Origin of the sequence: Pandoraea pneumonica (assembly GCF_049918595.1) — a bacterium.
In the GTDB taxonomy this organism is placed as follows: Bacteria; Pseudomonadota; Gammaproteobacteria; order Burkholderiales; family Burkholderiaceae; genus Pandoraea; species Pandoraea pneumonica_A.
Window position 1 is genome coordinate 754,054 of record NZ_JBNCRZ010000001.1, and the last position, 18,686, is coordinate 772,739.

16 protein-coding genes are annotated in these 18,686 nt (G+C 63.4%); 7 read left to right on the forward strand and 9 right to left on the reverse strand.

What is annotated here, in order from left to right:
- Positions 1–10 precede the first annotated feature (10 nt).
- Positions 11–2,026 (reverse strand): transglycosylase SLT domain-containing protein, encoded by a 2,016-nt coding sequence (locus ACPWR9_RS03565; RefSeq protein ID WP_426296436.1) that lies wholly within the window; start codon positions 2,024–2,026, stop codon positions 11–13.
- Between the two features lie 24 nt (positions 2,027–2,050).
- Here ACPWR9_RS03565 and ACPWR9_RS03570 point away from each other — a divergent pair, with 24 nt between their 5' ends.
- The 6 genes from ACPWR9_RS03570 to ACPWR9_RS03595 all read left to right on the forward strand — a co-directional run bounded on the left by ACPWR9_RS03570 (position 2,051) and on the right by ACPWR9_RS03595 (position 6,588).
- Positions 2,051–2,755, forward strand: coding sequence for a 5-formyltetrahydrofolate cyclo-ligase (locus ACPWR9_RS03570; RefSeq protein ID WP_426296435.1), 705 nt, complete (start codon positions 2,051–2,053; stop codon positions 2,753–2,755).
- 3 nt (positions 2,756–2,758) lie between these two features.
- Positions 2,759–3,412, forward strand: coding sequence for a 5-oxoprolinase subunit PxpB (pxpB, locus tag ACPWR9_RS03575; RefSeq protein ID WP_426296434.1), 654 nt, complete (start codon positions 2,759–2,761; stop codon positions 3,410–3,412).
- The gene (locus tag ACPWR9_RS03580) at positions 3,409–4,419 is read left to right on the forward strand and encodes a biotin-dependent carboxyltransferase family protein (protein ID WP_426296433.1); all 1,011 of its coding nucleotides are present in this window, start codon (positions 3,409–3,411) and stop codon (positions 4,417–4,419) included. Before pxpB ends, ACPWR9_RS03580 begins: the two co-directional genes overlap by 4 nt.
- Positions 4,420–4,455: 36 nt before the next feature.
- Entirely contained in the window at positions 4,456–5,196 is a 741-nt protein-coding gene (pxpA, locus tag ACPWR9_RS03585; protein ID WP_426296432.1) for a 5-oxoprolinase subunit PxpA, read from the forward strand.
- A gap of 187 nt (positions 5,197–5,383) precedes the next feature.
- Positions 5,384–5,776 carry a VOC family protein gene (locus ACPWR9_RS03590; protein ID WP_426296431.1) on the forward strand — a complete coding sequence of 131 codons (393 nt, stop codon included), beginning with the start codon at positions 5,384–5,386 and terminating at the stop codon, positions 5,774–5,776.
- An 11-nt stretch (positions 5,777–5,787) separates the two neighbouring features.
- Entirely contained in the window at positions 5,788–6,588 is an 801-nt protein-coding gene (locus tag ACPWR9_RS03595; RefSeq protein ID WP_426296430.1) for a CmcJ/NvfI family oxidoreductase, read from the forward strand.
- A gap of 140 nt (positions 6,589–6,728) precedes the next feature.
- Here the strand turns inward: ACPWR9_RS03595 and ACPWR9_RS03600 are convergent, their stop codons facing one another.
- Positions 6,729–8,255 (reverse strand): CoA-acylating methylmalonate-semialdehyde dehydrogenase, encoded by a 1,527-nt coding sequence (locus tag ACPWR9_RS03600; protein ID WP_426296429.1) that lies wholly within the window; start codon positions 8,253–8,255, stop codon positions 6,729–6,731.
- 84 nt (positions 8,256–8,339) lie between these two features.
- Positions 8,340–9,668, reverse strand: a complete 1,329-nt coding sequence (locus ACPWR9_RS03605; RefSeq protein WP_426296428.1) for an aspartate aminotransferase family protein — start codon at positions 9,666–9,668, stop codon at positions 8,340–8,342.
- 223 nt (positions 9,669–9,891) lie between these two features.
- Here ACPWR9_RS03605 and ACPWR9_RS03610 point away from each other — a divergent pair, with 223 nt between their 5' ends.
- On the forward strand, positions 9,892–11,340 hold the full coding sequence (locus ACPWR9_RS03610; RefSeq protein WP_426296427.1) for a PLP-dependent aminotransferase family protein: 1,449 nt from the start codon (positions 9,892–9,894) through the stop codon (positions 11,338–11,340).
- On the opposite strand, the gene ACPWR9_RS03615 is transcribed toward ACPWR9_RS03610, so the two are convergent.
- From ACPWR9_RS03615 to ACPWR9_RS03640, 6 genes are all read right to left on the reverse strand, one after another.
- Positions 11,264–12,823, reverse strand: a complete 1,560-nt coding sequence (locus ACPWR9_RS03615) for a TolC family protein (protein ID WP_426296426.1) — start codon at positions 12,821–12,823, stop codon at positions 11,264–11,266. The genes ACPWR9_RS03610 and ACPWR9_RS03615 overlap by 77 nt on opposite strands.
- Positions 12,823–14,979: a peptidase domain-containing ABC transporter gene (locus ACPWR9_RS03620; protein WP_426296425.1), complete on the reverse strand. Its 2,157-nt coding sequence runs from the start codon at positions 14,977–14,979 to the stop codon at positions 12,823–12,825. Before ACPWR9_RS03620 ends, ACPWR9_RS03615 begins: the two co-directional genes overlap by 1 nt.
- Before the next feature lie 15 nt (positions 14,980–14,994).
- Entirely contained in the window at positions 14,995–16,248 is a 1,254-nt protein-coding gene (locus ACPWR9_RS03625; RefSeq protein WP_426296424.1) for an HlyD family secretion protein, read from the reverse strand.
- 23 nt (positions 16,249–16,271) lie between these two features.
- Positions 16,272–17,261 (reverse strand): hypothetical protein, encoded by a 990-nt coding sequence (locus tag ACPWR9_RS03630; protein WP_426296423.1) that lies wholly within the window; start codon positions 17,259–17,261, stop codon positions 16,272–16,274.
- Entirely contained in the window at positions 17,262–18,431 is a 1,170-nt protein-coding gene (locus tag ACPWR9_RS03635; RefSeq protein ID WP_426296422.1) for a radical SAM protein, read from the reverse strand.
- 82 nt (positions 18,432–18,513) lie between these two features.
- The gene (locus ACPWR9_RS03640; RefSeq protein WP_426296421.1) at positions 18,514–18,672 is read right to left on the reverse strand and encodes a hypothetical protein; all 159 of its coding nucleotides are present in this window, start codon (positions 18,670–18,672) and stop codon (positions 18,514–18,516) included.
- Positions 18,673–18,686 lie beyond the last annotated feature (14 nt).

The window sequence follows — 18,686 nt, forward strand, 5'->3', positions numbered from 1 at the left end:
CCCGGGTACGTCACTGGGGCAGGATTACGCCAAGCCGCTCCTTGAGCGATTGCGGACGGCCCGTAATCAGGGCCGAGTAATACGTGGTGTTCGACAGCACATTCTCGACATAAGCCCGCGTTTCATTGAACGGGATCGTCTCGGCGAAGATCGCGCCTTCCACCGGGCGATCGAGCGTGGAGCGCCACGTGCGCGGACGGCCCGGACCGGCGTTGTAACCGGCCGAGGCCAGCACGGCCGAGCCGTCGAACTGGTTATAGATCGACGACAGATAGCTCGTGCCCAGACGAATATTGACGTTGATGTCGTGCATCATGCCCGGCTCGTAATCCATGCCGATCTTCTTGGCGACCATCTTCGCCGTCGCGGGCATGATCTGCATCAGGCCACCGGCACCGGCCGACGAGCGCGCATCGATGATGAAGCGCGATTCCTGACGAATCAGACCGTAAGCCCACGCTTCGTCGAGATCGACGGCAGCGGCGTTGCGCTCCAGCACATCGCGGAACGGCATCAGATAACGCAGCGTGAAGTCGTGCTCGACCTTCGTGCGATCCGCCGTATTGACCGTGCGATCGAACAGCTCGATGTTCTTGGCGTACTGCGCGGCGGCCAGCAATTGCCGGTCCGTCATGTTGCGCAGCTCCCAGTTCCACTCGCGATTACCTTCGAAGCGCAGACCCAGCGCATAGAACTTCGCAGCGCGCTGGAAGCCCGGGTTTGCACGATTGGCATCGATCTCGGCCTGCGTAACGCTGGTGCGCGGCGGCACAGACGTCTTGTTGCCCAGTTCTTCATTGGCCAGTTGGCCATAGAAATTCGGCTGCATCGCAATCTTCTGGAATTGCGTGCGCGCCGCATCGCCCTGCCCCGCTTCGCGCAGCGCACGGCCGTACCAGTACGTCCACACGCCGTCGTCGCGCAAGCCGGACGGCATGGCTTCGATGCCGGTGCGCACGAGATTCCAGTCACCCGCGCGAAGGGCTGCGCGAATCTTCCATTCTTGCGCCGTGTTCGAGAGCTTGGCCGTGCCCGCCTGGCGGTACCAACTGATCGCCATCGGGTTCTGCGAGAGCGCACCGCGCATGCCGATCGCGCCCCAACCGATGGCGCGCTCGTCCTGCGACAGGCTGCCTGCCACGCCCGCAAAGCTGCTCGCGGCCAGACCGGCGTCCGAGCGTGCCATGCGCACGGTGGCCAGCAACGCGAGCTGACGCGATTGCTCCGAGCCATCGACGCCACGTGCAAGGATCTGCGTCGGGCGGTTGGCGGCCATATCGAGCAGGCTGTCGTCCGGTCGAACGGCACCTAGAGCATCGGCAATCTGCTTACCCAGCGAGGTGTAGTTCTCCTCGTAGGCCAGACGCATCTGATGCCAGACTTCCTTACGCGGCAACTGACCGTTCGCGGCCAGTGTATTGATCATGTCGACGCAACCTTCGCCGTAGTACTTCGGCGTGGTCAGCAGATCGGTCGCTGCTTGCGTCACGTTCTCGCCACGCGCCGCGCGCGACATCAACGCATAGCACTTGACCTGCGTGTCGTCGTCGAGCGCGAACTTCGGGTATTCCGTGTCGAACGTCTGCCAGTCGTGACGCTTGCCCAGTACCAGCAGCCAGTCGTTGCGCATACGGTCGGCAATCGCCTGACCGTCATATGTGCGCAAGAAGGCACGGATATCGTCGTCGGGGGTGTCGATCAGCGCCTTGCCCGAGCGATCGAACATGCGCGACTTGATCTGGAAGTACTGGACATACGACGGCACGTCGTAATCGGAGAGCATCGCCGCGAGCGCAGTGGCACGCGGGGCATCGTTGGTGCGGGCGGCTTCGCGAAGCTGGACGAAGATGTCGTCCGGCGAACGCTGCGAGAGCGCGTCGGCAGACGTGGCCGTTGGTGCCGAGCGGCTTGCCGCCGGTTGCGCCTTGGGGCGGCCGGTCGCCTGCGTGGTGCTGCACGCGACAAGCGCCGCGGCGCTCAGGGCAAGCGCGGCGGCGCGATATACTCGGGTCAAACGTTCGGACATCTTCGGGGGAGCGTCGGGTAAAAAGTGGATTCAAGCATAGCACGGGACACCGCCCAATCGGCGGCCAACGCCCACCAGAAAAGGGCGCTGCGCCGTACGCTGCTGGCCACACGCGAGTCGCTCGCCGAGCGCGACGCGCTCGATGCCGCGCTCGCGCACCGGCTCGCCGACGAGATCGCCCGGTGCGCCCCGCGCTGTATCGGTTTCTACTGGCCCATTCAGGGCGAATTCGATGCGCGAGGCGTGGTCGGCCACTGGCTTGCCGAGGCAGCCACCGCCTCAATCGCAACGGGCGCAACGGGCACCGCGAACGCCGCCAACGCAGTGCGCCTAGCCGCGCTGCCGGTGGTTACCGCCCCCGCCACGCCGCTGGTCTTTCATCGCTGGACGCCCGACACGCTCATGACCGAAGGCCACTACCGAATTCCCGTGCCGAAGGACACCGAAGTGCTCGTACCCGACCTGCTCCTGGTGCCGTGCGTCGGTTTCACGCGCACCGGCCTGCGCCTGGGCTACGGCGGCGGTTTCTACGACCGCACCCTGCATTCGCTCTCGCCCGTGCCTCGCACGCTCGGCATCGCCTACGACGCGCTCGAAGTCGCCGAACTCACCGCTGAAGCCCACGATCTCGCACTCGATGCCATCGTGACCGAATCGGCCACCTACCGCGGCCCCGACGCGCCGCCCGCCTCCCATCCCGCCGACCGCCCTCACGGCACTACCCGCTAATTCATGACGACGCTCAAGATTCTGCCGCTCGGCGACAGCGCCCTTGTTTGCGAAGCCGGCACCGCCCCCAGCCTTGGCGCCCAGCGCCGCGTCTGGCACGTGGCGTCGCTCGCGCGCAACTGGCCCGACGTGCGCGAAGTGGTGCCGGGCATGAACAACCTCACGCTGCTGTTCGACCCGCTCGCCACCGATCAGGAAGCCCTCGGCGAACGCCTGCGCGAAGCGTGGCAATCCCAACCGCCAGCGGGCGACGTCGGGCGCGATATCGAAATTCCCGTGCATTACGGCGGCAAACACGGCCCCGATCTGCATGACGTCGCCAAACATGCGCGGCTGCAACCCAAGACCGTCGTACAACGCCACACCGCGCCGGAATACATCGTGTACTTCCTGGGCTTTCAGCCGGGCTTCCCGTATCTGGGCGGGCTCGACGAATCGATTGCCATGCCACGGCGCGCCGAGCCCCGGCTGGCCGTGCCGGCGGGCTCCGTCGGTATCGGCGGCAGTCAGACCGGCGTGTATCCCCTGACATCGCCCGGCGGATGGCAGATCATCGGCCACACCGCGAGCGCCCTGTTCGATCCCGCTGCGACCCCGCCTGCCTTGTTGGCGCCGGGCGATCGCGTGCGCTTTACTATCGCGAGCCTCGACCTGTGATCGATATCCTGCGTGCCGGCCTGCTCACCACGGTTCAGGATCTGGGCCGAACCGGTCAGCGTGAATTCGGGGTCGCCAGCGGCGGCGCCATCGACCCGCTCGCCTGCGCTGTCGCCAATCGACTTGTCGGCAACGACCTGAACGCTGCCACCCTCGAAATCACGATGGGCACGTGCGCGCTGCGCTTCTCGTCGGCCACCGTCGTTGCGCTCACCGGGGCCGACTGCCACGCCGATCTCGACGGCGTTCCCGTCTGGTCATGGTGGCGTTTTCCCGTCGCACGCGGCCAGACGCTCACCTTGCGCCCCGCTCGCTTCGGTATGCGGACGTACCTCGCGGTGGCGGGTGGCATCGACGTGCCTGTGGCACTCGGTTCGCGTAGCACCGATCTGGCGGCCGGTTTCGGCGGTCATGAGGGCCGCGCATTGCACGATGGCGATCGCCTAAGCATCGGCCACGCCAGCGCCGCCACCCACAACGTCGGGCCGTTGGGTGTGCGTCCGCCGCTGTGGCTCTCCGATCCGCTGGCGCATCGCGTGCGCGTACTGCCCGGCCCCGAGTACGACGATTTCACGGCCGCCACGCACAAAACGTTCTGGGAAAACCCGTGGCAAGTCACGCCGAACAGCAACCGCATGGGTTATCGGCTTGCCGGCCCGGAGGCGCTCGCGCGCAAGAAAAATCGCGCCCACGACCTGCCCTCGCACGGTGTGCTGCCGGGTGTGATTCAGGTGCCGCCCTCGGGCCAGCCGATCATTTTGTTGGCCGATGCGCAGACCACCGGGGGATATCCCAAAATTGGCACCGTCATCAGTGCCGACCTATGGCGCCTGGGCCAAGCACGGCTGGGCAGCACCCTCTATTTCTCGGAGTGCACGCAGGCTGAAGCACGTGAGGCGTGGCGAGAGCAATTGCGCTACCTTGCGCAGATCGAGCGCGCCCTCGCGTGGCATGACCGCGGCATTCTGGACACTTCACGCCGGCCGGCCATTTCGCGTAAGCGCTGACCCTCGGCCCCCGCGTCCCCGCAGGAGAACCCCACGATGAAAATCGACCTCAACGTCGACCTTGGCGAAGGTTGCGATTACGACGAGCCGTTGCTCGCCCTTGTCAGTTCGGCCAATGTTGCATGCGGCTGGCACGCCGGCGACGCCGGCACCATGCAGCAAGTGGTGCGCTGGGCACTTGCCAACGGCGTGGCCATCGGCGCGCATCCGAGCTTTCCCGATCGCGAGAACTTCGGCCGCACCGAGATGCAATTGCCGCTCGACGAGATTCGCGCCGGCATGCTGTACCAGATCGGCGCGCTCGCGGCGATGGTGCGCGCGCAAGGCGGCTGGCTCTCGCACGTGAAACCGCACGGTGCGCTCTATAACCAGGCCGCACGCGATCCGGCGCTTGCCGAGACGATTGTCGAGGCGATTCGTGCGTTCGACACCGATTTGGCGGTGTTCGGCCTGGCGGGTGGCCAGTTGGTGAAAGCCGCGAGCGCCGCCGGTATGCATGCCGTCGAGGAAGTCTTCGCCGACCGGGGATACAACGCGGACGGTTCGCTCGTCAAACGCGGCACGCCGGGCGCACTCATCGAACGCGAAGAGGACGCGCTGGCGCAAACGCTGATGATGGTGCGCGATCAACGCGTGCGCGCGATTGACGGCACGCTGGTGCCGATCAACGCACAAACCGTTTGCCTGCACGGCGACGGCGATCACGCGCTCGAATTCGCGCAACGCATTCGCACGTTCCTACTCGACGAAGGCATCGAAATCGCCCCGGTGCGATAAGCATTGCCGACGTCACCATCTCCCTTGGTTTTGCTGGCGATTGTCTGCAAAACCAAGGCGACTCCCTAAAGCCGTTTAGGAATTCCCTTCCGCACAACGCTGTGTCCGCTCAGTAGACTCGGTTTTCCTCGCGCGATGCCATGCACCACGCGCAGACAATCACTCTCAGGCGATCCAAGGACACACGATGATTCTTTACACCACGCTCGGATCGAGCGATCTGGCCCGTTCGAAGACGTTCTACAACGCGGTGCTTGCCCCGTTGGGCGCGACCATCGTGCACGACGATGAGCACGCACTTGCCTTTAGTGCGAGTGACGGCCCGATGCCGGAACTCATGCTCATGACACCGCACAATGGCGCCCCGGCGTCGAATGGCAACGGCGTCATGGTGGGTCTGGACGCAAGCAGTCCCGAGCAGGTGCAGGCCATCTACGCCGCCGCGATGGCGACGGGTATGGCGACATGCGAAGGCCAGCCGGGTACGCGCGACTGTGTGCCCGGTCTTTATGCGGCTTACTTTCGCGACCCTGACGGCAACAAAATCGGCGCCCTGCACTTCGGTAGCGATTCCGAATGAGTCCGGCCTCCATGCTTTCGACGCAGGGAACAACCGGCACCATGCTCTTCGTGCCGCCGACAGGCGACGGTGCAACGGCGTCGCTGCCATGCACGGTCCGTGTGCAAGATATCCGGTCGCTGCCGCTGCCGCCATCCATTGATCGGGAAGGCTTTGCGGTGCTGCTGCATACGCCCGCGGCTAACTTCGGCCTGCCTCCCGAATACATTCCCGGCACCGCACTCGAAGCCGTGGCCGAAACGGTCAAAGCGGCCATCGGCGCCACGCGCGTCATCGTGTTCGACTTCACGATGCGCGGTGCGGGACAGGGCGAGAGCGGCATGCCACTCGAACGTAATGAAAGCGGCGAGGTCGTGAAACGCAAGGCGGATCGCCGGGCGCATTGCGATTACACGGCCGTATCGGGACCGCGCCGGGCGGCAGAAATTCTCGCCGATCATGCACCGGGCGTCGCGCTGCCCGCGCGCTATGCGATTTTCAATGCTTGGCATCCGCTGATCGGTCCGTTGCGAGACAACCCGCTGGCGCTGTGCGATACCCGTAGCGTCGCGCCGGACGATCTTCACCCCATCGACATCCAGCAGGCGGGTGGACGCGCCGGGCAAGTCTATGAAGTGCTGCACCGAGACACGCAGCGCTGGCATTACGTCAGCGATATGCAGCCGGAGGAAATGTTGCTGTTCGTTGGCTACGATTCGAGTGCACCGACACGGTTCGTCCCGCATGGTGCCTTCGACGATCTGCATGCCGTTGCGCCCGTGCCGCCGCGCGCAAGTATCGAGTACCGCGTGCTGGCGCTATTCGACGAATGACGTGATCTGAACACAGCGGCGCACGCGACGAAACGACCGTCCTGCCGCCAATAAAAATGCCGCGAGTGAGACGACGCTCACACGCGGCATTTTCTCGAACACTCGGTGGTCAGCGCCCACCGGGTTTCGTGTCGTTACGGTTATTGCCCCAGCGTTGGCATCACGAGCGACGACGTGGCATTGGCCGGACGCCCTTCCGACCAGCGGCGCGTCACCACCTTCGAGCGCGTGTAGAAGCGCACCGATTCCGGCCCGTAAATATGCTGATCGCCGAACAGCGAGTTGCGCCAGCCACCGAACGAGAAGTACGACACCGGCACTGGAATCGGTACGTTCACACCGACCATCCCGACTTCGATTTCGTCTTCGAAGCGGCGCGCGGCACCACCCGACGTCGTGAACACCGCCGTCCCGTTGGCGTACTGATTGCGATTGATGAGCGCGATAGCCTCTTCCAGCGTATCGACGCGCACTACCGAGAGCACCGGTCCGAAGATCTCGTTGCGGTAGATCGACATCTCCGGCGTGACGTTGTCGAACAAGCACGGTCCGATGAAGAAGCCGTCGTCGCGCTGCGCGACCTTCAGCCCGCGCCCATCGACGACGAGCTTTGCGCCCTCGTCGACACCGGCGTCCACGAAGCCACGCACCTTATCGCAATGCGCTCGCGTGATCAGCGGCCCCATTTGCGCCACCGGGTCGGTGCCGTCGCCCACGGGCAGCGACTTCGCGACATTGGCCAGCCGTGCGACCAGCTTGTCGGCCACATCACCGACGGCCACCGCGACGGAGATCGCCATGCAGCGCTCACCGGCCGAACCGTAAGCCGCGCCGATCAACGCATCCACCGTGAAATCGAGATCGGCGTCCGGCATCACGACACCGTGGTTCTTTGCGCCGCCCAGTGCTTGCACGCGCTTGCCGTGCGCCGACGCGGTGCTGTAGATGTACTGTGCAATCGGCGTCGAGCCGACGAACGACACGGCGTTCACGTCCGGGTGCGTGAGCAGCGCATCCACGGCGGCCTTATCACCGTTGACCACGTTCAGCACGCCATCCGGCAACCCGGCTTCCTTCGCCAAACGCGCCAGCAACAGCGCGGCCGAGGGCACCTTCTCCGACGGCTTGAGCACAAAGGTGTTACCGCACGCCACAGCCATCGGGAACATCCACAGCGGCACCATGGCGGGGAAGTTAAACGGCGTGATACCCGCGCAAACGCCCACCGGCTGATGAATCGAATAAGTATCGACGCCCGTGCCGACTTGCGGGGCGATTTCGCCCTTGAGCAAGTGCGGAATGCCGATGGCGAACTCCACCACTTCCACGCCGCGCGTGACTTCGCCACGTGCGTCATCGAGCGTCTTGCCGTGTTCTTGCGTAATCAGTTGCACGATGGCTTCGCGATTCGCATCGAGCAACTCGCGGTACTTCATCATCACGCGGGCACGCTTCATCGGCGGCGTCGCACGCCAGCCGGGCAACGCGGCGCGTGCAGCGGCCACAGCGCGTGCAACGTCCGTCGCACCGCCCAGCGCCACTTGCCGGATGACCTCGCCGGTGGCCGGGTTGGTCACTTCGCCGAAGCGCTGTTCTGCCTCATCCGACGCCACGCTCGCGCCGCCAATCCAATGCTCGATACGTTCCGTGCTGACTCGTTGATTCATGTCGATTTCCGTAAATTCCGTGTCGCCAGCCAGCGCCGCAAAGCGCTGGCCGGTGTTGTTCGTCGTGCGTGTCTGGCGACGGCGTTACGCCGTTTCGCGGATGGCTTCGGCAACGATGCCGAACAGCTCGTCGATTTGGGCTTCGCTGATGATGAGCGGCGGCGAGAAGGCCAGAATGTCGCCCGTGTAACGCACGAGCGCGCCCTTCTCGAAGCACTTCACGAAGATTTCGTGAGCGCGTGCGCCCGGCTTGCCGTCGCGCGAGGACAGCTCGATGCCCCCGACCATCCCCAGATTGCGGATATCGACAACGTTCGGCAGGTCGCGCAAACCGTGGATCGCTTTTTCGAAGTGCGGTGCCAGCTTTGCGGCCCGCTCGAAGAGGCCGTCGCTCTTATACAGATCCAGCGCGGCACAGGCAGCCGCCGCCGCCAGCGGGTGGCCCGAGTACGTGTAGCCGTGGAAGAACTCGATGGCACCGGCGTTACCGGCATTGACGATGGTGTCGTGCACGCTGGTCTTCACAGCGACGGCGCCCATCGGCACAGCGGCGTTGTTCACGCCCTTGGCCATCGTGATGATGTCCGGCGTCACACCGAAGTACTGAGCCGCAAACGGCTTGCCCAGACGGCCGAGGCCCGTAATCACTTCGTCGAAAATCAGCAAAATGCCGTGCTTGTCGCAAATCTCGCGCAGCTTTTGCAGATACCCCTGCGGCGGTACCAGTACGCCGGTCGAGCCGGCCAGCGGTTCGACGATGACGGCCGCGATGGTCGACGCATCGTGCAGCGTCACCAGTCGCTCGAGGTCGTCGGCGAGATGTGCCCCCCAGGTCGGCTGCCCCTTGGTGAAGGCGGCTTCCTTGATGTTGAGCGTGTGCGGCAGGTGGTCGACCGCGGGCAGCAGTTGGCCCGAATAGGCTTTGCGGTTCGGCGAAATGCCGCCCACCGAGATACCGCCGAAGCCCACACCGTGATACCCGCGCTCACGGCCGATGAGGCGCGTGCGCTGGCCTTCGCCACGGGCGCGGTGGTACGCAAGCGCCATCTTCAGTGCCGTGTCCACCGACTCCGATCCCGAGTTCGTGAAGAACACTCGGTCGAGGCCCTGCGGCGTGATTTCGGCAATCTTGCTGGCGGCTTCGAAGGCCTTCGGGTGGCCCATCTGGAACGTCGGTGCGAAGTCCATTTCCCCGGCCTGCTTGCGAATCGCCTCGACGATCTCCGTGCGGCAATGGCCCGCGTTCACGCACCAGAGACCGGCGGTGCCGTCGAGAATCTTGCGCTGGTCCGACGACGTGTAATACATGCCCTCGGCACCGACAAGCAGGCGCGGACCGCTCTTGAACTGGCGGTTGTTGGTGAACGGCATCCAGAACGCCGTCATGTCGAGGTTCAGTTCATTCATGTTCATCGCGGGTCTCCCCCAGTCTCTCTCGATCAGGAATCCCGTCGCCCGCACGTCACGCGTGCGCCGCTTCGGGTAGATGGAGCGATCCTACGAGAGCCCGACCGGTACAGACATGTACAGTGACTCGGAAAATGTATATTCTGTATCGGTCAATCGCCTCAACTGTATTGGCAACAGCCGATAGGGCGTCACCCCCGAACGCACTTGCTCCCCCCACTTCGTTGCCATGGTCCAACCGCTCGCCTTTTCCCTGAACCGTGCCCAGCCTGAAGCGCTGGTCGACCAGCTCGTGCGCGAGGTCGATCGGGCGCTGCAACGCCAGACCTTGCATGCGGGCATGCGCATGCCGTCGATCCGTTCGTTGGCGAAGGCCCACGGCATCAGTACGTTTACGGTGGTGGAAGCCTACGACCGGTTGGTGGCGAACGGCACGCTGGTCGCGCGACGCGGTGCGGGGTTCTTCGTCGCCGGATCACCCGATGCGCGCGACACCGGGGGCGCCAGCCCTGGCGGCACACGGGCGACCAGTGCGGCGGCCAGCGAAGTCACCAACGCGTGGTTGCTCTCCGAGATTTTTGCCGACGACAGCATCGCCGTGAAAAGCGGCTGCGGCTGGCTGCCGGACAGTTGGTTGGACGAGGACGGCCTGCACGGCGCGCTACGTACGCTCTCAAAAGGTCCGGGCGCCCATTTCGCGCACTACGGCCACCCACACGGCTACGGGCCGCTGCGACAGTGGCTCGCCCGGCGGCTGGGCGAACTGTCCATCGACGCGCCGCCGGAGCACATCGTGCTCACACAGGGGGCGACGCAGGCACTCGACCTTGTGGTGCGCACGTTGCTCAAGCCGGGTGACACTGTACTGGTCGAAGCACCGGCGTACTGCAATCTGTTGGCAGTGTTGCGACTCGCCGGGTTGAACGTCGTCGGCATTCCCCGCACCGAGGCTGGTCTCGATCTGACAGCACTGGAGCAAGCGGCGCAAACGCATCGGCCGCGCGCCCTGTTCGTGAATCCGGCATTGCAGAACCCGCTGGGTACCTCGCTGACTCCGGCGTGTGCGCATCGGATTCTGCAATGCGCCGAGCAGCATGGCTTCTGGATCGTCGAGGACGATATCTACCGCGAGTTGGCGCCAGCCGGTACCCCGTCGCTGGCGGCCATGGATGGTCTTTCGCGCGTCATTTACGTCTCGAGTTTCTCGAAAACGATTTCGCCATCGGTGCGAGTGGGCTATCTCGCTTGCGCGCGGGAACTGGCGCATGAGATTGCCCGCAGCAAGATGGTGGCGGGGCTGACGTCGTCGGAAATCAACGAGCGCATCGTGCACTCGATTCTGACCGAAGGACGCCATCGCAAACACATCGAACGATTGACGGATCGGCTCACCCGCTCGCGTGCTCGTCTCATCACTCAGTTGCAATCGCACGGGGTAACGTTGCTCGCACAGCCCGAAGGCGGCATGTTCGTGTGCGGGAGTCTGCCCGATACGGCGTTACCGGCGCGCGACTTGGCGGAGGCGGCGTTGTCGGAGAGCATCATGCTCGCACCGGGCGAGTTCTTTCTCGCACATAACGAGCCTTGCCGATGGTTCCGCTTCAATGTGGCGTATTCGGACGATGCGCGTCTGTTCCGGTTTCTTGACCGGGCAGCAGCGGGGACGCAAGCGGCTTAGCGCGGGGAAACCGGACGTCGAGTTGTCCGAGACTGAGTGCCAGACGAAGCCGAAGGGTGAGCCACCGGATGCGCGACGCGACGATCACATGCTCCGCGTCTGCGAGCGCCGCCTGCGCGGTGACCAATGCCTCCATACTGCCCGCCCCTTCGCGATACCTGCCGCGCGACATGTCGAACGATTGCCTCGCGTGCGCGAGCAGCCGTCGCTCCACAGCACGCCGGGAAGACAGTGCGCGCAGGCCCTGATAGTGTTGCCAAACGTCCACCGCGATGCGCCGCTCGGTCTGCATCATCTTCGCTCGCGCCACGCCGATCGACGCTGCCGCCGCTGCTGTGCGATACCGTCGGTCGCCGCCGTCATAGAGCGGAATCGTGAGTTGAATGCCGACACTCGCGGCGGTCGCAGGGCCATCGAACGCGAACGCCCCATGACGCGTCTCGCGATTGACGCCACCCACTAGTGTGATGCTCGGCGCCCACGCACGCGCAATCGCATCACGCCGCGCTTGCTCCGCCTCCACCTCCGCGCTTGCTGCACGTAACGCAGGATGCTGCCGCTTGGCGAGTGCGAGAAGCGCGTCCACCGATTGCATTGGCGAGATCGCATCGAAGGTGCCATCGGGCTCCCCTTCCGCCCCCATCTCCCCTGCCGCGCCCCCCTCTAGAACGAACGTCGTACGCATATCGACATTGATCAGGGCCGCAAGCCGCCCCATCCGCGACACCGCGCTTGTCGCGGCGTGAAGCCGAGCCAGCTCGGCGCGGCCGTGTGCCGTGCTCGCCTGCAACACGTCTGCCAGCGTGCCAGCACCCGCGTCATATCGCGCGCAGGCCGCCGCGACGCTATCGAGCGAGAGTTGCTCGACCCTCCACGCAGCTCTCCATAGCGACTGCGCCTCTAACGCCGCGTAGTAGGCATGCGCCGCATCGAATGCCACTCGTTGAAGATCGGCGTCTTGTGCCGCGGTGGCAGCGGTGAGCCGGTGACCGGCTTCGTCCAGACGAGCGCCGCGCGCACCGAAATCGAGTAACAACCAAGTGAGATTGATGCCTTGGTCGTCCTCGTTCTCCGCGCGGCCTGTAGCGCTCCCCGACTCACCCTCAGCGCGCGAACGACGTTTGACGCGCGACACCGACGCGCTCGCCTCGATCAAGGGGAGATACGCCGCGCGAGCGACGCCAACCTCTGCGGTCCGACGCGCGGTGGTAGCCCACGTCTGGCGGATGCTGGGATCGAACGCCAACGCCAGACGTATCGCCTCTTGCAGCGACAACGCCATCCCGGCTTCCTCGGAACTAGAGGGCAAGATGGCGGTGGCGGTGGCGGTGGCGGTGGCGGTGGCGGTGGCGGTGGCGGTGGCGGATTGTGTGGGGGCCGTTGGCGACGTGTCACTAGTCGGCAAGCAAGTCGCGACGCACTCGTCACCGCCGATCAAGATGAGTAATGACAACACCCGCACGAGCCAGTGACGCATCGACATCAACCTCGGCGCTCGGCCGCGCCGGATTCGGGACACTTCGTCTGTTGCCGATCGGAAACGATTCGCCCGTGACGAATTTCGATGACACGATCCGCTGTCGCGATTGTCTCCGCTCGATGCGCAATGATCAGACGCGTCATCCGAAGCGAGCGAACCGCCGCATTCACCTGTCTTTCGTTAGCCGCATCGAGGTGACTCGTTGCCTCGTCGAGCAGCAGTATTTGAGGGCGTTTGTACAACGCGCGGGCAAGCAAGATTCGTTGCTTCTGCCCGCCGGAGAGTACCGTTCCCATATCACCCACTAGGGTGTTGTAACCCATCGGCATGGCTTCGATCTCCTTGTCGACACAAGCCAGTCGCGCACACTCCCGAATCCAGCCGTCATCGGCCTGCGTATCGAAGAAGCTCACGTTATCGGCAAGCGAGCCCGCCAGCAGCGTGTCGTCCTGCATGACGGTTCCCACGGCATGTCGCAGGCGGCCGACGTCCAGCACACCCAGAGGCCGACCAGCGAGCGAGATCGTTCCCGAGGTGGGCGTCAGAATGCCGAGCAACAGGTGCGCCAACGTCGACTTTCCGCAGCCCGAGGGACCGACAATGGCCACCGACTCGCCTTGGCGAATGCAGAACGTCACGTCTTCGAGAACGGGACGCTCGCAGTCGCTGTAGCGAAAGGAAAGCCGCGTGACCTTGAGCGCCGTACCGGGTGTTGTGTCGATCGGCTCGGCAGGCGTGGCGTTCGTGACCGTCTCCGGCGCAGTCAACGCAATATCGGCCAGCCGTGACGCTTGAAGCCCCAGCATTCGAAATTCGGCGAGCTTGTCGATCAACGCACTCATGCGCGTCTGAAATTGCAGCTTGTACGCGAGCAACGCAATCAATGCACCTACTGTGAAACGCCCGTCGATGACAAAGCTGGCCCCCAGCCACACGATCAGGATGTTCTCCGCGCCCATTAAGAAGCCGTTGGCGTGTTTGCTGACCATGGTCAGTCGTTGAATCCGGATATCGGCATTGATTTGCCTAACGAGCAACGTTAACCACGTCGAGCGCCGGTCGTCCTCTCGGGAAAAGAGCTTGATGGTCTTAATGCCGCGCAGCGTCTCCAGGAAGTGACTTTGCTGGCGTGACGCATGTACCAGGTGCGCCTCGGTGGCGTGGCGCAGCGGCCGAAACATCCCGAGTCGCAGCAATGCGTAGCCCCCCATGAATCCGAGTGCCGTTGCCGCCAACAAGGGGCTGTAGATAAACATGAGCGCCAGCGTCAGCAGCGCCATGCCGCCATCGAGCACGCCCTCGATAAACGAAGTGGTCAGCGTGCGCTGAATCTCATCGACCGCGCCGAATCGCGAAAGGACATCGCCAAGATGACGGCGCATGAAGTACTGCACGGGCAGACGCACGAGATGCGAGAACAGATTGGCGCGCCACTGGAGATTCCAGTTCGCGCCAAGACGCATAAGTGCCCATGACCGGAGCGCGGCCACGCCGTGTTGGCACAAAAGCAATAACGAGAAGCCCAGCATCAGCGTGAGCAATAGGTCCCGGTCACCGGAGACAAGCGCGTGATCGATGACCCATTGAAGGTAAAACGGTGAGACTAGTACGAAGATTTCCAGCGATACCGCCAGCACCAACACCTGCACCATGGCTGGGATGAGGCCGGTCACCGTGCCGAGCAAGTCCGTGACACGCGTGGTCTTTGTCTCGTCACGGGCGACGAACGCTTCATGCGGCCACAATTCCAACGCCACACCGGTGAATGACTTGGAAGCGTCCGCCATGTTGACGAAGCGCGGACCTTGCGCTGGGTCGTGAATCGAAATGCCTCGCGAGCCGACGCGCACCAATACCACGAAGTGATTGAATTCCCAATGGAGGATGCAAGGCAGCTTCAGTTGACCGAGCGCATCGAGGTCGAGACTGACCGGACGGCTGGCAAGGTGCAGGCCTCTGGCAATGCCGACCAGATGGGCGAGGGTCACGCCCATCTGGGACACAGGGAAGCGTGCACGTAGCGACGGCAAGTCGATCCGATAGCCATGGGCGCCGGCAATCATGGCCAGACACGCCAGACCGCATTCGCTGGCCTCGGTTTGAAGTACCGAGGGCACGCGCCGTCTGAATTCGTCGTCGAGCCGGAAGCTATCGAACATAGGACAACGAGCGCCTCACCATGACTTTTGCAATTTCCGCAGCGGCGAAAACGCCCACTCGTAGAGCCGCCGCGTCTCGCGCTTGACGTCGGCTTCGAGTAGCATGCCTGCCCGCAACGGCAGCGTCCGATCACCGGCACGGATCGATTGCGCATGCAATCTGACGTTGACTAGGTAAAGCGGCGTACCGGCGCCATTCACGCCCTCGTAGGGATCGACATCGGCAAGGTCCGTATGCGGCAGTGCCGCCCATGAAATCGATGTGACCGTGCCGCCGAATTGACCAAACTGTTGATGTGCGAAGGCGCGATAGCGAAGGCGAACCGCATCGCCCGGTCTCATGAAGCCCACGGCATCGCTTTTCACGTATAAGTGGGCGCGCAGTGGCGAATCGGTCGGCACCACCGACATGAGTGCCTTGGACGGCGCGACGGTTTGCCCAACTTCCACGACAACAGCGGTGGCCGTGCCGCTCGTGGGTGCGATCACCGAAAACTCGCGTTTGCTTTCGCTCTCCGCCAACTCCTGTTCCAGCAAGCCGAGTTCGCGCGTGCGCTGTGCCAGTTCGCGACGTTGTGCGTGAGGCATCGCGGCAAGTCGCTGCCGATCGGCGCTCAGCGTACGTGCCACGACGACGCGCTCTCGTTGCAGCGATTGCAATTGCGAGCGCTGCTCCAGATACAGCGCGTGCTTCTCCTGACTTTGCTCGCGCGAGACGTACGACTTGGCCAATAGACGCGCATACCTCTCCTTACTCACGCTGGCGAGCGCGACGCGCTCTCGCTGACTCTGGATCAAGCCGTCGAGCGTGACCAGCTCCTCCGAGCGCGCAGCAATGGCCTTGCGCTGTGCGTCCTCGGCCATCGCATGCATACGTCTGATGTCGTCCAAATCACTTTGTAGCGAAGTCACTCGTGCCTCGATACGTCGCGCCACCTGCGTGCGTATGCCATCGCCCGTCCCGCTCTGACGCTCGGCAGACAGCACGAACAGCACGTCGCCTTCATTCACACGCTGCCCTTCCGACACATTCCGTTGCGTCACGACGCCGACTTCGGGCGCATACAGCTTGGCGAGCCCTGCGGACGGCACCAACCGTCCGACGACGGTCGCGCGATGCGTGTATGTCCCCCAGATCAGAAACGCCACTGTCGCCGTGGCGACGAGCGCCGCCGCCATCGCGGCAATTCGCAGGGAAAGTGGTGGAATGAGCAGGACCTCACCGAGCCAAGCCGGACGGTCAGCCGCAAGTGCTGCTTTGCGAAACATGGCGGACTCGGGTCACGTTAACGTCATTGCTCAAGAAAGACGAAGCGGTGGCGATCGTCGTCGTGAAACAGCACGCGGTCTCTTAGCAAGTCCATGCCAATCGCTCCCATGCTCACGATGCCCTTGTCGCTGAGCGTCGCCGCCGTCATCACTGGGTGTCGTTTCACCGTCTCGCCATTGATCGTCAAGTCGACGAGTCGGGTGCGCTCGTCGCTGGCAATGGGGTTGCCTAACAAATCGATGTTCATGGGAAGGCGTGGACCGGCGGGTGACCGTTCGATCACTGCGGCCAGCAGCTTGGTAAAGGGCGCACCGGAATCGACAACGACGGGAACGCGCGCCCCCGCCACACCCAGTGGAATCGCCATGACTCGGTAAGGATTGGGGAGCGTGCCCCCGGAAGACAGCGAAAACTGCCCATTCGCTTCAGGATCGAATCGCTCACTGACGAAGAAGCAGTCTCGCTTGAAGTCGATGATGGATACCTTTTCTTGCGCGAGGTACTGCGGGCTGAGAATGCCGGAGAACCCGTCTGCCATCAGCGGCGTCGCGTCGATCACGTAGAACTGTTGCGTCACCCGGTTGCCTTGCATGTCGACGAGATCGAGCGCAGCGGGTCGGGCATGCGTGGATGACGCAATGGCGTGAAGCGTTTCCCCAGCTTCAGCGCCGTCCGCGCGTGCATCGGATTGACGAGACGTATCGGCATTTCCAGATTCCGCAGCCGGATCGGCCAGCAGCCGTTTGTCCCAAATCACGTGCGCATTCGATCCGGTGTCGAGCAGCAACCTCACCCGCCTGCCACGCGTCGTGAGTGTGACGAAAGGGTCCGACTTCTTTGTCGCGTCGCCATACCCGATGGCCGATTCAAGCACCGGCTTCACCTCCGGCCACGGTGCACTGCACATGCCTGCGTGGGCACCGCCTCCCCACGCCAAGAGGCACGACACGGCAAACGTGCCGCGACACACGCACCGCCGTAAAAAGTCACGGCTCTGATGATTGCCCGTCATTTACGGCGTCTCCAAAAAATTCTTCGAAATGTCTCGAATGGGCACACCTCGCAGCGCGAGATACTCGGCCCCCTTCTCGTAAGTCGCTTTGACGCAATCGCAATACACGGTGTGTTGGTCCGCCACGCCATCCTTGCAGCGATGCAACGCGGTGTCGGCACGGGTGGCCATCTCGCAAATGTCTCGCCACACGCAAACACGGCAAACGCCCGCTACCGTTTGCCGCGCCAATAGCGCGCTGACGGTACCGTGCCACGCGAGAAACTCGGGGAAATTGACGTCCGCCACGTTCATCCCAGCGTAGAAGATCTCCGGAATCACATTGCGCAGCGTGTCGTCATGCCCGATATCACCCGCACTGGAAAGCGTGAAAACCGTGCTGTGCGCCGCCTCACCGCGAATCGCCGCTTGGCGAGGACCATCGGCCAATATCGCGTCCAGCACGCGGTCAAACGATCGGATACGCACCGTGCCGCGTTCGTCGTCCATCCAACACTGGAACAGCGCCCGGCTGAATCGCGTCAAAGCCGCGACATCCGCCGGATTTATCGAATCGTGCGTCTCGTCAGGAAACAGAAACTGCAACTGCGTGATACCGAGCGAGCGCGTCAGCGTGTCGTAGACCTGTTGCGCATCGAACTTCGGGTTCATGACGCAGATCGCGCCCAGCCCCGGAATTCGCTCCTCCTCGACCGCCCGCCTGATGAGCGCCACCTTCTCCGCCGTTCGGTCGAATGTGCCATCGCCGTTTTTATCAATGCGGTTCTCGTCGTGATAGATCTTCGGCCCATCGATACTGACGCCAACATAGATACCCAGCCGTGCAAACAAGTCCAGCCACGTCTCGTTGACCAGCATCGCATTCGTTTGCACCGTGAACTGCACCGCCTCGGCTTCGGCGAGCCCGTCGCGCAGGAGGGTGACGAGTTCCTCGAAGCGCTCGGGTTTCATCATCAACGGCTCGCCGCCGTGCAAATCGATCTGAAACGTGGTGTCTTTAAGATCCGGCGACGATGTCAAAAACCTCACGAAATGCCGCGCCGTCGCGCTAGACATGTATGGCGGATTGGCTTCGTAATCCTTGTTTTCCTTGTTGAAGAAATAGCAATACGTGCAGTTGATATTGCACCGCTCGGATATCTTGAGAATCACTTCGACATACCGTTTCACGACCTGCGTCCTCCCGCTGCGAGCGGGCGGAAATTTCGATCTCCGCCCGCCCAGTTCACTCAGCTCGCTTCCCAACCGTGCGTTACATCGCACGGCTCCACGTCGCGTTCACAAACACGTTGCCGCCACCGGCCCCGGAGATACGGTCAAGCTCGCTTTGCGGTATCTCCTTGATCGCACCGTCGTTCTTGGCGGCCTTCTGTTTTTCGGTCAGCTGCGCGATGAGTGCTTGCTTCGTCATGGACACATCTCCTG